This is a genomic window from Pseudomonas sp. P8_229 (assembly GCF_034008635.1).
Lineage (GTDB): Bacteria > Pseudomonadota > Gammaproteobacteria > Pseudomonadales > Pseudomonadaceae > Aquipseudomonas.
In genome coordinates this window covers 5215742-5228734 of sequence record NZ_CP125378.1, presented here as the reverse complement: position 1 = coordinate 5228734, position 12993 = coordinate 5215742, and the positions used below count along the sequence as shown (strand labels likewise).

The following is a 12993-nucleotide window of genomic DNA, read 5'->3' as shown; positions in this document are numbered from 1 at the left end:
AGCCATGCTTGATGACCACACGGCTTGCCTTTTGTTAGCCAAGGATTAGGCTAGGCGCCTTCGACTGCAGAGGGAACGCGCGATGACCACCGAACTTGAAACCATCACCGACGAACCACGGCTCAACGCCACGGAAATCCGCATTCTGGGTTCGCTGATCGAAAAACAGGCCACCAGCCCGGAAACCTACCCGCTGACTCTCAACGCACTGGTGCTGGCCTGCAATCAGAAAACCAGCCGCGAGCCGGTGATGAACCTGACTCAAGGCCAGGTCGGCCAGAGCCTGCGGGCGCTGGAGAGCCACGGTTACACCAAGCTTGTCATGGGCAGTCGCGCTGATCGCTGGGAGCACAAGATCGACAAGGCGCTGGAGCTGGTGCCGGCCCAGGTGATTCTCACCGGGCTGATGTTTCTGCGCGGCCCGCAGACCGTCAACGAACTGCTGACCCGCAGCGGCCGCATGCATGATTTCGAAGATGCCGAGCAAGTGGTGCATCAGCTTGAACGCCTGATCGCGCGCGGGCTCGCGGTGTTGATCCCGCGTCAGGCCGGTCAGCGCGAAGACCGCTACACCCATGCGCTGGGCGATCCGGCGGACATCGAGGCGATTCTCGCGGCACGGCACAATCCCGGGGAACGCGCGAGCGGCGGTGTTTCGGTCGAGCGCATCGAGGAGCTGGAAGCACGGATCGCCGCGCTGGAAGAGCGCCTGGCCCGCCTCGAATAGCACCACACCCCCTTGTAGGAGTGAGCCTGCTCGCGATTGCGGTGGTTCATTCAGAAATTCATTGCCTGACAGGCCACCATCGCGAGCAGGCTCACTCCTACATGGGATCTACGGATTATTCGCCATCCCAGTAATCCACCCCATCCGCCTGCCGCGCCACGGCAACGAAGCCTGACGCATTGCCCTGGGCGTCGACCTTGAAGTTATCCATCACCACGTATTTATCCGAATCCGGGTACTCACAGATGTCCGGTTGCTGCTGCGTACTGACCGCCAGATAACGCAGTTCTGCATCGCTGGTGTTGATGATCTGGTGCGCCGTTTCGCGGCCACCGGGCGGACAGGCAATCACATCGCCAGCACGGATCGGGAAGCGCTCGGCGCCCAGCCGCACCTCGCCCTCGCCCGCCACCACATAGAACATCTCTTCATTGACCCGATGGCTGTGAAACGGACTGCCGCGCATGCCCGGCGGCAATGCGTACAGCCGATAGCCAAGCTTCTGCGCGCCAAGCTGCTGGCCGATACGGGCCATGCTCTGCTGATAGCGACCAGCGGTTTCGCCTTCAGGAGCGAGGGCTTCGGGAAGGGGTTCGAGTTCGACCTGGTGCAGGTTGAGGATGGGCGGATGCATGGGCAGCCTCGATCACGGTTTTTATGAGGGGCAAGTCTTTGCTTGCTGATGCCGCAGTATAGGCACCCGATCTGAACCGGGTTGCGGCCTTCGCGAGCAGGCTCGCTCCCACAGAGAAACGCATTTCATTGTAGGAGTGAGCCTGCTCGCGATGAGGCCAGTCCGGCAAACACACATCAGCTACGAGCAAACGCGACCGCCGCCGCAAACTGCTCTTCAGTCGGCCGCACGCCCGTGTACAGGACAAACTGCTCCAGCGCCTGGATAGCAATCACCTCCAGCCCGGTAATCACCTTTTTACCCTCGGCCCGGCCGCGCACGATCAGCGGCGTCTCCGACGGGATCGCTACCACATCGAACACCGTGTCGGCGGTTTTGATCACCTCAGGCGTGAACGCCAGTTGCCCTGCCTCCGGCCCGCCGTCCATACCTACCGGGGTGACGTTGATCAGCATCTGCGGGCGTTCTTCGCCCAGTTCCGCCTGCCAGCGATAGCCTAGCGAATCCGCCAGTGCCCTGCCCGCGCGCTCGTTACGGGCCACAATCAAACCGTGTTTGTAGCCACCATCGCGCAAGGCGCTGGCCACCGCTTTGGCCATGCCACCGCTGCCGCGCAGGGCGAACGTCGTATCTTTTGGCACCGCGTGGGTTTGCAGTAGCTGGGCGATGGCGATGTAGTCGGTGTTGTAGGCCTTGAGGTGGCCGTGGGTGTTAACAATGGTGTTGATCGACTGGATCGCCGCCGCCGACGCATCCAGCTCATCGACCAGCGCAATGCAGGCTTCCTTGAAGGGCATCGACACACCGCAACCACGAATGCCCAGTGCGCGAATTCCGCCCACGGCACCCGGCAAGTCCTGACTGCTGAACGCCTTGTAGTAGAAATTCAGGCCCAACTGCTCATACAAATGGTTATGAAACCGCAGACCGAAATTCCCGGGGCGCCCCGACAGGGACATGCACAGCTGGGTGTCTTTGTTGGGATTCATCTGCATGAAACTTCTCCTTCAAACGGACTTTCGGATGGACGGAGTTAGCCATTCCATCGGGTTCTGAACGATCATGAGCGCCTGTCTGCAACGGGCCGCAGGCCCCTTTGACCCACCGGTAAAGAAGCCGGTACAGACCTTACACAAAATTTACCCAGCGGCTGTGCTGATTTTCAGAATTTCGCTGTCATAGAAGTATCCCCGCGACAACTTTGGGCCTGGTGCAGGCCCGGACGCCGGGTCGAAGAACCGAGGAATTATCATGATTCGTAAACTCCCCATCGTGGCCTTGTTGATTGGTGCATTCGCTATCACAGGTCAGGCAGAAGCCCACGGCGGTGGCTGGCAAGGCCCGGCGGTATTTGGCGCGATCGTCGGCTCGGCCATCATCGGCTCAGCGTTGATCAACCAGGACCGGCCGGTCTACGTCCAACAGCCTGTTTACGCTCAACCGGCACCGGTTTATGTGCAACAACCGCCGCCACCGGTCTACTACCAGCCGGCCCCGGTCTACGTACAACAACCGGTTTACGTACCGGGCCCGGTTTACTACGGCCCACCACGCGGCTACTACGGTCACCCGCACTACTACGGTGGTCGCTGGTAACAGCAAGACAGAGCCCTGCTTTATAGCGGGGCTTTTTTATGACCGTCGGTCGGGTAGAGTCTGAAAAAATCTCGCCAAGGTCGCTGTGAGGACAGTTTGAGCAGCTAAAGTCGGCATGATGAACCTGACCGTTGGGGGCAAAACACAGAACGGTCATCTATTTGTCATGACGGAACCGCAATCTGAATCCGTCCGTAAACAACAGGTTGATAAAAACAAGGACGACTCATGCCTACACAAAATCCGCACCGCATCGTCGGTTTATGCACTTCCAGCAAGGTGTACAGCGCGCTGACCGAACTCAAGCACCTGGAAGGCCACCGCTGCGCCAAGTTTCTTTCGCTATTGGCCGAGAACCTGGTGCACAAGGGCCTGCTCAACGAGCGCGAAGTGGTGCACATGCTCGACCAGGTTGTCGACTGAAACAGTCCTCACGGTTATCAATGACGACTATCGAAAGCGTTGATTGTCCCTGAGCGCGGCGAATCCATAAGGTAGCTCCATCGATTGATGGAGGTACGTGTCATGGCTCAGGTTCAAATCATGTCGGTGGTCGGCAGCGCGGTTCCCGCATCCCTCAGAGAGTCGGGATTGCTGGCCTGCTGGTATCTGGTGCGCGACGGCGAGCCAATCAGTGGCCCGCTCACGTCCTTGCCGGCGGCGCAGGCCCTGTCGCAGAAAATCATCAGCGCGCCGTTCCACGTTTAAGGTAATTGGACCTTTGGTTTGGTCTCGATGAACAGCGCCCAACTCGACATGAACAGCGCCGCAATCAGCGGGCCGATCACGAAACCGTTGAGACCGAACACCGCCAGCCCGCCGAGGGTCGAGATCAGAATCATGTAATCGGGCATACGCGTGTCCTTGCCCACCAGAATCGGCCGTAGCACGTTGTCCACCAAACCGATCACGAACACTCCGAACAGCGCCAGCACCGCGCCCTGCCAGATCATCCCGCTGAGCAGGAAGTACAGCGCCACCGGCGCCCAGACGATCCCCGCCCCCACTGCTGGCAACAGCGACAGAAAGCCCATCAGCACCGCCCACAGCAACGCGCTGGGGATGTCGAGAAACCAGAAAATCGCCCCGCCCAATGCGCCCTGAGTGACCGCCACCACCAGGTTGCCCTTCACGGTCGCGCGCACCACCCGGTTGAACTTCAACTGCAAACGCCGTTTGTGACTTTCTTCCAGCGGCACGGCCGTACGGACCTTGCGCACCAGTTCGGCGCCATCGCGCAGAAAGAAAAACAGCAGGTAGAGCATGATGCCGAAGCTGACCACGAACTCGAACGTGCCCTGGCCGAAACTGAAGGCCTGAGTGGCCAGCACCTGGCTGCCCTGCATCGACGCCTTGACGATTTTTTCGCGCAGACCGTTGAGTTCGCCCATGCCGAAGCGATCGAGCAAGTGCTGAAAGTACGGCGGCAGGCTGTGTTTGAACTGCGCCAGATAGGCACCGATGTCCAGTTGGCCGCTTTCGATGTTGTTGTACAACGTCGCGCCTTCCTGGACCAGCAACACGCTGAGGATGATCACCGGCAGAATCGCGATGACCAGGCAAATACCCAGGGTGCATAAAGATGTCAGGTTGCGCTGCCAGCCGAACTTCTGCTGCAACCGGCGTTGCATCGGCGCAAACAGAATGCCGAGGATCACCGCCCAGAACACCGCACCGTAGAACGGCAGCAGAATCCAGATGAAGGCGACCGTCACCAACAGCAGCAACACGGTGAGGGATTTGAATTGCAGGGTTTTCTCGTTCATGTCCGGTCCATGTCAGTCAGGCGTCTCGCACGCCACGAACCTTAGTCCGCCGGGGCGCGCGCGAGTGCCATCTTTGTTCATGGAGCATAGTTGCCGATCGGCAAACGCCGTCAGCGCACCGGCAACTGCACAATCTGTTCAGTCGTGAGCACGTCGCCGAAGGTGTCTTCGACTTCCGCCAGTGCCGCCTTGTGCAGGGAATCCTTGTCGATGGACACACCGTTGCTCCGGGTAATGGCGCGGGTCGCCGAGGCATCGGCAGCGACGATCACGTTGTAGCCCAATGGCGCAGCATCCCGTGCCGCACCCGCCACGCAAGCGTGGGTCATCAGGCCGGAAATGATCAGCGTCTGGATACCGGCTTTTTTCAGTTGCTCGTCAAGGTCGGTGCTGCCGAACACGCTGACCGTGGTTTTCTGCAGAACTACATCCTGCGGACGCGGCTGCATGTCCTTGTGGAACTTCACTGTCTCACCGTCGATGGCAAACACCGCCGAACCGGCCGGCGCGACGTGCTGCACGTGATACACCGGGATTTTGTGGCTGTCGGCGAAGGCGATCAGTTCACCGGTTTTCGTCAGGGCAGTGGCGCCGTCCGGGATCGGCATCTTGCCGCTGAAGTATTCATTCTGGAAATCGATCACCAGCAATGCCGATTTGCCGGCGGGTAGATGATCGACCGGCGTGGCGCCGGACATCGCCCGAATGGTCGGGTGGTTGTCGGCCATGGCCGCGCTACTGGTCAACACACCGGAAAATGCACAAGCGGCAAGTAAACGACGGGTGAAGTTCTGCATGGGATGTTCCTGCTTCGGTTGAGTGGATGCGCCAATCTTAAGCAGCCACCCCCCCACCGAACACAGTGAAACCGGCACATGATTTGTGCCAGTCCTGCACAGATCAGCTGCGCAGATCAGCGCGACCCGCGCAAAGGTAGATCCAGATCAATAAACCACGATGGCCACTGCACTACCCTGCCGCGCTTTTGCGACCGATGCCTGCCGCCATGATCCCTGACCTGCCCCTCGCCGCCCCGGAGCTGCTCGCTCCCGCCGGCACCCTGAAGAACATGCGCTACGCCTTCGCCTACGGCGCCGATGCGGTCTACGCCGGGCAGCCGCGTTACAGCCTGCGGGTGCGCAACAACGAGTTCGACCACGCCAACCTCGCGCTCGGCATTCGCGAAGCGCAGGCTCAGGGCAAGCGCTTCTACGTGGTGGTCAACATCGCCCCGCACAACGCCAAGCTGAAGACCTTCCTCAAGGACCTGGCGCCAGTGATCGAGATGGCACCCGATGCGCTGATCATGTCCGACCCGGGGTTGATCATGCTGGTACGCCGGCATTTTCCACAGATGCCGATCCACCTCTCGGTGCAGGCGAATACGGTGAACTGGGCGAGCGTCGAGTTCTGGCAGCAACAGGGGCTGAGCCGGATCATCCTCTCGCGGGAATTATCGCTGGAGGAAATCGGCGAAATCCGCGAGCAGGTGCCAGGCATGGAGCTGGAAGTGTTCGTTCACGGCGCGCTGTGCATGGCCTACTCCGGGCGCTGCCTGCTGTCGGGTTACATGAACAAACGCGACGCCAATCAGGGCACCTGCACCAACGCCTGCCGCTGGAAATACTCGACGCAGGAGGCCACGGAAAATCAGCGCGGCGAAATCGTGCAGACGTTCCAGCCCGAGCCGACCCTGGGCATCGGTGCACCGACCGATCAGGTGTTCCTGCTGCAGGAAGCCAATCGCCCCGATGAGCTGATGCCCGCATTCGAAGACGAACACGGCACCTACATCATGAACGCCAAGGACCTGCGCGCGGTGCAACACGTTGAACGCCTGACCCGCATGGGCGTGCATTCGCTGAAGATCGAAGGCCGCACCAAATCGCACTTCTATTGCGCGCGCACCACTCAGGTCTATCGCCGAGCGATCGACGATGCGATGGCCGGGCGCGAGTTCGACCGCAGCCTGATGACCGACCTGGAATCACTGGCGCAGCGCGGCTACACCGAAGGTTTCCTGCGCCGGCATGTGCATGACGAATACCAGAATTATCAGAACGGCAGCTCGGTGTCCGAGCGTCAGCAGTTCGTCGGCGAACTGACCGGCGAGCGCCGCGACCGGCTGGCCGAGGTCAAGGTGAAGAACCGCTTTGCACTGGGTGATCACCTGGAGCTGATGACGCCCAAGGGCAATTTCCACTTCGATCTGCACCAGTTGCAGAGTGCCAAGGGCGAGGCCATTGAAGTCGCCCCGGGCGATGGGCACACGGTGTATCTACCGATTCCGGATGCGGTGGATTTGCGCTTTGGATTGTTGATGCGCGATGTCACCGGCCCTCAGGCCTGAAACTCCTCGCGCAACATCGCCACAAACGCCTCGCGCGCCGGGTGCACCCCGGCGTTTTCGTGCCAATAGAACAGGTTTTCGATGGCCGTCAGCTCAGGGAACTCATAGCCGACACACCCGGCGCCTTTGGCGTATTGCTCGAACACGCCCTTGGGCACCAGCGCGACCCCGGCGCCGGCACTCACGCAACCGACAATCGCCCCGTAACTCGCCAGGCTGACGATCGGCAGCGCCTGCCCCTGACGCAACAACCAGTGCTCCAGCGCCGCCCGATAGGGGCAGCCCTGCGGCCACATGAACACGGTCTTGTCCTGCAGGTCATGGATATCGTGCACCGGTCCGAATGACGTCGAGGCAATCAGCAGCAGTTCTTCGCGGTACATCGGTGTGCGTTTGAGTTGCGAGCGCTCGACGTCCACCGCAACGATGGCGCCGTCGAGTCGATGGCTGACGGTGTCGTCGAGCAACTGGCCCCAGGTGCCGGTGGTCAGTTCCAGCGCGACCTGCGGATAGCGCTGGTGAAATTTCGCCAACAGCCGCGGCAAACGCCCGGTGGCCGAGGACTCGATGGCACCGATGCGCAGCGGGCCGGACGGTTCGGCGGCGGGATCGAGCGCACGCTTGGCCTCGGCAGTCAGCGCCAGAATCTTCTCGGCATATACCAGAAACGTCTGCCCCGCCGGGCTGATCCGTAGCCCGCGCCCTTCGCGCAGAAACAGCGCCACACCCAATTCCGCCTCCAGCGCCTTGATCCGCGCGGTGATGTTCGACGGCACACAAAACATCTTTTCAGCGGCCCGGGCAATGCTGCCTTCATCGGCCACGGACTTGAACATGCGGATCTGAGCCAGCTCCATACTCATCACTCAAAGTGAATATTCAGCACAGTATAAGTCAGTTGTGACGAATGATTGCGCGCCCGGATACTCGGCGCATCAACCTCACTGGTGCGCTCATCATGCCGTCCCCCTCCCCTTTGAAAGTCGTTCTGGCCATGGTCTTCGTGGTCGCCTGCTGGGCCTATTCGCCGACCGGCATCCATCTCGGACTGCAAGCCTATGAACCCGGCCATCTGGCGTTGCTGCGGTTTCTCCTGGCATCGCTGTTCATGGCGCTGATCGCGGCGTTCAAGGGCATTCGCCTGCCACAGCGGCGCGACGTGCCCCTGCTGTTTGCATTGGGATTGTTCGCGGTCAGCCTGCATCACGTGGCGCTGAACATTGGCCAGCAAAGCGTCAGTGCCGGCGCCAGCAGTGTACTGGCGCAAACCAGCCCGCTGTTCAGCACGCTGCTGGCGCGCTATCTGTTCAAGGATCAGGTCAGTGCCTGGCGCTGGGGCTGTGTGCTGCTGGGCCTGATCGGCGTGGTGATCGTGGTCAGCGCCGACCGTGGCCTCGGGCAGATCGACGCGCATGGCTTGCTGATCCTGCTGGCGGCGCTGTCGTGGAGCATTTATTTCGCCCTGCAGAAACATCACGCCCGGCGTTACGACGGTTTTAGCCTTGCGTGTTACGCGGTGTGGTCGGGGACGCTGCTGTTGCTGATTTACCTGCCGGGGCTGAGTGACGCAGTGCTGAAGGCGCCATTGCGGGTGCAGTGGGCGGTGCTCGCGCTGGGGGTGTTTCCCAGTGCGCTGGCGTATCTGGCCTGGGGTTTTGTGCTCAAGCATGTGGACTTGAGCCGGGCAACGATGAGCCTGTACCTGATTCCGCCGACGGCGATGGGCATTGCTTCGGTGGGCCTGGGCGAGCGGCCGACGCTGATGGTGCTGGTGGGGGCAGCGGTGGTGTTGATCAGTGTGCTGGCGTTGAATCTGGAGCGGCGGGTGGTGGTTCGACCGGTTGAAGTCTGATCGAAGATCTTTAGTGAGGCTGATGACCTTATCGCGAGCAGGCTCACTCCTACAGGGGGCGCGTTCAACCTGTGGGAGCGAGCCTGCTCGCGAAAGGGCCGACACAGACAATAAATCTCTCGCGCCGGGTTACCCTCAGCGTCTGTCATCCGACAACGGCGTCGGCTCATGCCCGGCGGCGCATCGTGATCGGCCAGTGCCAGCTCATCCGTGCCGGGCACCGAAGCGGTCGCGGCTGTTGGTCAGGTGCAGCCACATGGCGGCGCGCGCGGCATCCGGATCCTGACGCTTGATCGCATTCAAAATTGCTTCGTGCTCCAGATGGGCCAACTGTCCCAGCTTGCTCAAGTCCGCCGCACCGCGTTCGGCAGCGTTGAGCCGTTGACGCGGAATCATCGCGCTGCCCAGGTGCTGCATGATTTCGCTGAAGCAGACGTTGCCGGTAGCTTCGGCGATCAGCAGATGAAAGCGTCGATCGGCCTCGACGCAACTGTCGTTGCTGTCCAGCAGACGCTGGTAGTCATCCAGCGCCTGACGCATGTGCAGCAATTGCTGATCGCTGCGCCGTTGCGCCGCCAACGCGGCGGCCTGCGTCTCCAGGCCCAGGCGCAATTCAAGAATGCTGCGCACGCCGAGCGCGGTGTCGACATTCAGCCGCAAGCCCTGCTCGGCAGCGCGTTCGATGACGAAGCTGCCGATGCCGTGCCGCGTTTCCACCAGCCCCGACGCCTGCAATTTGGAAATTGCCTCGCGCACCACCGTGCGACTGACGCCGTGTTCCTGAACGATGGCGTTCTCCGACGGCAGCTTGTCGCCTGGCAACATCTGGCCCAGCAGGATGCTCTGGGTGAGCTTTTCCACCAGATCATGCGCAAGGTTATGCGCGCGTTTGCGGGCGGGGGCGTCGAGGTCTTCTTGCATGTTCGGTTCCGGTCATCGGGGCTTGCGGATCGTAGCACTGCGCAGTGGCTGACGAGATTGATATTAGTCCTGAAACGACTGCCAGCTTGTATGACAACACTCAATAAAATCAAAAGTATCACGCATACGACAGGTATCTCAGCCACCCAAACCTCGACACCGATGACTGTACGGCCGGTCCAATCCAGTCACAAACCTCCAATAAACACGGTAAAAATCAATAAAAAGGCATAAAAAATCTGCTCTCCAGACAAATTTAATCGCTCCACCCCACTTGTAGGACAAAAAATCTCAGTTGTATGATGTCTATCAACAACGCAGCACCCAGTCCCTACCCCGCATAAAAATAATCAGTGGGAGAAAACCAAGTGAAAACCTCCGTCTCCGGGATGAACGAGGGCGTCGACTCGACACTCGCGTCCGCCATCTCGAAAGTGAAACGCCACGTCCTGCCGCTCTTCGTGATCATGTTCATCGTCAATTACATTGACCGGGTGAACATCGGTTTCGTCCGCACCCACATGGAACATGACCTGGGTATCGGGGCTGCCGCCTACGGCTTCGGCGCCGGGCTGTTCTTCATCGGTTACGCGCTGTTCGAAGTCCCCTCCAACATGCTCTTGCAGAAAGTCGGTGCGCGGATCTGGCTGACCCGCATCATGCTCACCTGGGGCCTGGTCGCCGCCGGCATGGCGTTCATCCAGAACGAAACGCACTTTTACATCCTGCGCTTTCTGCTGGGTGTGGCCGAGGCCGGGTTCTTTCCCGGAGTGATCTATTACTTCACCCGCTGGCTGCCGGGTGCCGAGCGCGGCAAGGCGATCGCGATATTCCTCAGCGGTTCGGCGGTCGCCTCGCTGATCTCCGGCCCGCTGTCCGGCCTGCTCTTGCAGATCAACGGCCTGGGCATGCACGGCTGGCAGTGGATGTACTTCATCGAGGGGATGTTCTCGGTCGGGCTGTGCGTGTTCGTCTGGTTCTGGCTTGATGCCAAACCCCACGACGCAAAATGGCTGACCCGCGCCGAACAGGATGCCTTGGTCACGGCGATCGACGATGAGCAGAAGGCCCGCGAAGCCGCAACGCCGATCCGGCCCTCGATGGGCAAACTGCTCAAGGACCGGCAGATCATCCTGTTCTGCCTGATCTACTTTTTCATCCAGCTGACCATCTACGCCGCGACGTTCTGGCTGCCGAGCATCATCAAGAAAATGGGCGAGATGAGTGACTTCCAGGTCGGGTTGTTCAACTCGATTCCGTGGCTGCTGTCGATCATCGGCATGTACGCCTTCGCCGCCTTCTCGGCCAAGTGGAAGCACCAGCAGGCCTGGGTCGCCACCGCGCTGTTGATCGCAGCGGCGGGGATGTTCATGTCCACCACCGGCGGGCCGATCTTCGCCTTTGTCGCGATCTGTTTTGCCGCGCTGGGCTTCAAATCCGCTTCGTCGTTGTTCTGGCCGATTCCGCAGGCGTATCTGGATGCGCGGATCGCCGCTGCAGTGATTGCGCTGATCAATTCGGTGGGCAACCTCGGCGGCTTCGTCGCGCCGACCACCTTCGGCCTGCTCGAAGAGCACACCGGCTCGATTCAGGGCGGCCTCTACGGTTTGGCTGCGACCTCGATCATCGCCGCGATCATCGTCTTCGCCGCGCGCACCACACCCAAACCCGCTGCTGACCTCGCCGTCGCCGAAGCCGCGGCGAAACACGCCTGACTTACGTTTTGAAGAATGCTGACAAGGATAAGAATATGACCAATCACGACACCGCCAAAGCCCCGATCATCACCGAAATGCAGGTGATTCCAGTGGCCGGCCACGACGGCATGCTGCTCAATCTGAGCGGCGCCCACGGGCCGTTTTTCACCCGCAACATCGTCATTCTCAAGGACAACGCCGGTCACACCGGCGTCGGTGAAATCCCCGGTGGCGAGCGCATCCGCCAGACGCTGGAAGACGCCCGCAGCCTGGTGCTCGGCAGCCCGATCGGCAACTATCAGAAAATCCTCAATCAGGTGCGCCAGACCTTCGCCGAGCGTGATGCCGGCGGCCGTGGCCTGCAGACGTTCGACCTGCGCATCACCATTCACGCGGTCACCGGGCTCGAAGCCGCCCTGCTCGACCTGCTCGGCCAACACCTCGACGTACCGGTCGCGGCGTTGCTCGGTGAGGGACAGCAGCGCGATCAGGTGAAGATGCTCGGCTATCTGTTCTACGTCGGTGATCAGCGCGAAACCAGCCTCGCCTACCGCAGCGAACCGGACGCCGACAATGACTGGTTCCGTGTGCGTCACGAGAAGGCCATGACCGCCGAAGCCATCGTGCGCCTGGCCGAAGCGGCGCAGGCGAAGTACGGCTTCAAGGACTTCAAGCTCAAGGGCGGCGTACTCAGCGGCGATGCGGAAATCGAAGCGGTAACGGCGCTGGCCGAACGCTTTCCCGAGGCACGGATCACCCTCGATCCGAACGGCGCCTGGTCATTGAAAGAAGCGATCCGCCTGTGCCGTGACCAGCATCACGTGCTGGCTTACGCAGAAGACCCGTGCGGTGCGGAAAACGGTTACTCGGGTCGCGAAGTCATGGCCGAATTTCGCCGCGCCACGGGACTGAAAACCGCCACCAACATGATCGCCACCGACTGGCGCGAGATGGGCCACGCCATCCAGTTGCAGTCGGTAGACATCCCGTTGGCCGACCCGCACTTCTGGACCATGCAGGGTTCGGTGCGTGTCGCGCAGTTGTGCCATGAGTGGGGCCTGACCTGGGGTTCGCACTCCAACAACCACTTCGATATTTCCCTGGCGATGTTCACCCATGTCGCGGCGGCGGCACCGGGCGATATCACTGCCATCGACACTCACTGGATCTGGCAGGACGGCCAGCGCCTGACCAGGGCGCCGCTGCAAATTGTCGACGGTTGCGTGCAAGTGCCGCACAAGCCAGGGCTGGGGGTGGAGCTGGACATGGATCAGGTGGCCAAGGCTCACGAACTGTACAAAGGCATGGGCCTCGGTGCGCGGGATGACAGCGTGGCGATGCAGTTCCTGGTGCCGGGATGGACGTTCGATAACAAGCGGCCGTGTCTGGTGCGCTGAATCCGATCTCCAATCCACCACTGTCCCTGTAGGAGTGAGCCTGCTCGCGATAG

Annotated in this window: 14 protein-coding genes; 8 read left to right on the top strand and 6 right to left on the bottom strand. The window is 60.9% G+C overall.

Annotated elements, in window-relative coordinates:
* The first annotated feature begins 82 nt into the window (after positions 1 to 82).
* Positions 83 to 727: a YceH family protein gene (locus QMK55_RS23510; protein ID WP_025108901.1), complete on the top strand. Its 645-nt coding sequence runs from the start codon at positions 83 to 85 to the stop codon at positions 725 to 727.
* Between the two features lie 115 nt (positions 728 to 842).
* Here the strand turns inward: QMK55_RS23510 and QMK55_RS23505 are convergent, their stop codons facing one another.
* Both QMK55_RS23505 and QMK55_RS23500 read right to left on the bottom strand, forming a co-directional pair.
* On the bottom strand, positions 843 to 1361 hold the full coding sequence (locus tag QMK55_RS23505) for a cupin domain-containing protein (protein WP_320330063.1): 519 nt from the start codon (positions 1359 to 1361) through the stop codon (positions 843 to 845).
* Positions 1362 to 1537: 176 nt separating this feature from the next.
* Positions 1538 to 2356, bottom strand: a complete 819-nt coding sequence (locus QMK55_RS23500) for a shikimate 5-dehydrogenase (RefSeq protein WP_102355825.1) — start codon at positions 2354 to 2356, stop codon at positions 1538 to 1540.
* A 256-nt stretch (positions 2357 to 2612) separates the two neighbouring features.
* On the opposite strand from QMK55_RS23500, the gene QMK55_RS23495 reads away from it, so the two are divergent.
* The 3 genes from QMK55_RS23495 to QMK55_RS23485 all read left to right on the top strand — a co-directional run bounded on the left by QMK55_RS23495 (position 2613) and on the right by QMK55_RS23485 (position 3665).
* Positions 2613 to 2957: a hypothetical protein gene (locus tag QMK55_RS23495; protein ID WP_025108898.1), complete on the top strand. Its 345-nt coding sequence runs from the start codon at positions 2613 to 2615 to the stop codon at positions 2955 to 2957.
* A 228-nt stretch (positions 2958 to 3185) separates the two neighbouring features.
* Positions 3186 to 3380, top strand: a complete 195-nt coding sequence (locus tag QMK55_RS23490) for a hypothetical protein (protein WP_025108897.1) — start codon at positions 3186 to 3188, stop codon at positions 3378 to 3380.
* Between the two features lie 102 nt (positions 3381 to 3482).
* On the top strand, positions 3483 to 3665 hold the full coding sequence (locus QMK55_RS23485; protein WP_320330062.1) for a hypothetical protein: 183 nt from the start codon (positions 3483 to 3485) through the stop codon (positions 3663 to 3665).
* On the opposite strand, the gene QMK55_RS23480 is transcribed toward QMK55_RS23485, so the two are convergent.
* Both QMK55_RS23480 and QMK55_RS23475 read right to left on the bottom strand, forming a co-directional pair.
* Complete coding sequence (locus tag QMK55_RS23480; protein ID WP_102355823.1) at positions 3662 to 4723, bottom strand: AI-2E family transporter; 1062 nt, start codon at positions 4721 to 4723, stop codon at positions 3662 to 3664. The two genes, QMK55_RS23485 and QMK55_RS23480, sit on opposite strands and share 4 nt — an antisense overlap.
* A 110-nt stretch (positions 4724 to 4833) precedes the next feature.
* Positions 4834 to 5520 carry a cysteine hydrolase family protein gene (locus QMK55_RS23475; RefSeq protein WP_320330061.1) on the bottom strand — a complete coding sequence of 229 codons (687 nt, stop codon included), beginning with the start codon at positions 5518 to 5520 and terminating at the stop codon, positions 4834 to 4836.
* A gap of 209 nt (positions 5521 to 5729) precedes the next feature.
* Here QMK55_RS23475 and yegQ point away from each other — a divergent pair, with 209 nt between their 5' ends.
* Positions 5730 to 7073, top strand: a complete 1344-nt coding sequence (gene yegQ, locus QMK55_RS23470) for a tRNA 5-hydroxyuridine modification protein YegQ (protein ID WP_320330060.1) — start codon at positions 5730 to 5732, stop codon at positions 7071 to 7073.
* On the opposite strand, the gene QMK55_RS23465 is transcribed toward yegQ, so the two are convergent.
* Positions 7064 to 7930 (bottom strand): LysR family transcriptional regulator, encoded by an 867-nt coding sequence (locus QMK55_RS23465; RefSeq protein ID WP_102355820.1) that lies wholly within the window; start codon positions 7928 to 7930, stop codon positions 7064 to 7066. The two genes, yegQ and QMK55_RS23465, sit on opposite strands and share 10 nt — an antisense overlap.
* A 101-nt stretch (positions 7931 to 8031) precedes the next feature.
* Here QMK55_RS23465 and QMK55_RS23460 point away from each other — a divergent pair, with 101 nt between their 5' ends.
* On the top strand, positions 8032 to 8925 hold the full coding sequence (locus tag QMK55_RS23460; protein ID WP_320330059.1) for a DMT family transporter: 894 nt from the start codon (positions 8032 to 8034) through the stop codon (positions 8923 to 8925).
* 204 nt (positions 8926 to 9129) lie between these two features.
* Here the strand turns inward: QMK55_RS23460 and QMK55_RS23455 are convergent, their stop codons facing one another.
* Entirely contained in the window at positions 9130 to 9846 is a 717-nt protein-coding gene (locus QMK55_RS23455; protein ID WP_102355818.1) for a FadR/GntR family transcriptional regulator, read from the bottom strand.
* 368 nt (positions 9847 to 10214) lie between these two features.
* Between QMK55_RS23455 and QMK55_RS23450 the strand changes: the two genes are divergently transcribed.
* Complete coding sequence (locus QMK55_RS23450) at positions 10215 to 11561, top strand: MFS transporter (protein WP_320330058.1); 1347 nt, start codon at positions 10215 to 10217, stop codon at positions 11559 to 11561.
* Positions 11562 to 11596: 35 nt separating this feature from the next.
* Positions 11597 to 12940, top strand: a complete 1344-nt coding sequence (gene gudD, locus QMK55_RS23445; RefSeq protein WP_320330057.1) for a glucarate dehydratase — start codon at positions 11597 to 11599, stop codon at positions 12938 to 12940.
* Positions 12941 to 12993: the final 53 nt, after the last annotated feature.

Excerpts from the sequence above, each read along its gene's own strand:
- QMK55_RS23490 (WP_025108897.1), top strand. The coding sequence starts at position 3,186 with ATGCCTACACAAAATCCGCACCGCATCGTCGGTTTATGCACTTCCAGC.
- QMK55_RS23485 (WP_320330062.1), top strand. The coding sequence starts at position 3,483 with ATGGCTCAGGTTCAAATCATGTCGGTGGTCGGCAGCGCGGTTCCCGCA.
- yegQ (WP_320330060.1), top strand. The coding sequence starts at position 5,730 with ATGATCCCTGACCTGCCCCTCGCCGCCCCGGAGCTGCTCGCTCCCGCC.
- QMK55_RS23500 (WP_102355825.1), bottom strand. The coding sequence starts at position 2,356 with ATGCAGATGAATCCCAACAAAGACACCCAGCTGTGCATGTCCCTGTCG.
- QMK55_RS23455 (WP_102355818.1), bottom strand. The coding sequence starts at position 9,846 with ATGCAAGAAGACCTCGACGCCCCCGCCCGCAAACGCGCGCATAACCTT.
- QMK55_RS23505 (WP_320330063.1), bottom strand. The coding sequence starts at position 1,361 with ATGCATCCGCCCATCCTCAACCTGCACCAGGTCGAACTCGAACCCCTT.
- QMK55_RS23460 (WP_320330059.1), top strand. The coding sequence starts at position 8,032 with ATGCCGTCCCCCTCCCCTTTGAAAGTCGTTCTGGCCATGGTCTTCGTG.
- gudD (WP_320330057.1), top strand. The coding sequence starts at position 11,597 with ATGACCAATCACGACACCGCCAAAGCCCCGATCATCACCGAAATGCAG.
- QMK55_RS23475 (WP_320330061.1), bottom strand. The coding sequence starts at position 5,520 with ATGCAGAACTTCACCCGTCGTTTACTTGCCGCTTGTGCATTTTCCGGT.
- QMK55_RS23465 (WP_102355820.1), bottom strand. The coding sequence starts at position 7,930 with ATGGAGCTGGCTCAGATCCGCATGTTCAAGTCCGTGGCCGATGAAGGC.
- QMK55_RS23510 (WP_025108901.1), top strand. The coding sequence starts at position 83 with ATGACCACCGAACTTGAAACCATCACCGACGAACCACGGCTCAACGCC.
- QMK55_RS23495 (WP_025108898.1), top strand. The coding sequence starts at position 2,613 with ATGATTCGTAAACTCCCCATCGTGGCCTTGTTGATTGGTGCATTCGCT.
- QMK55_RS23480 (WP_102355823.1), bottom strand. The coding sequence starts at position 4,723 with ATGAACGAGAAAACCCTGCAATTCAAATCCCTCACCGTGTTGCTGCTG.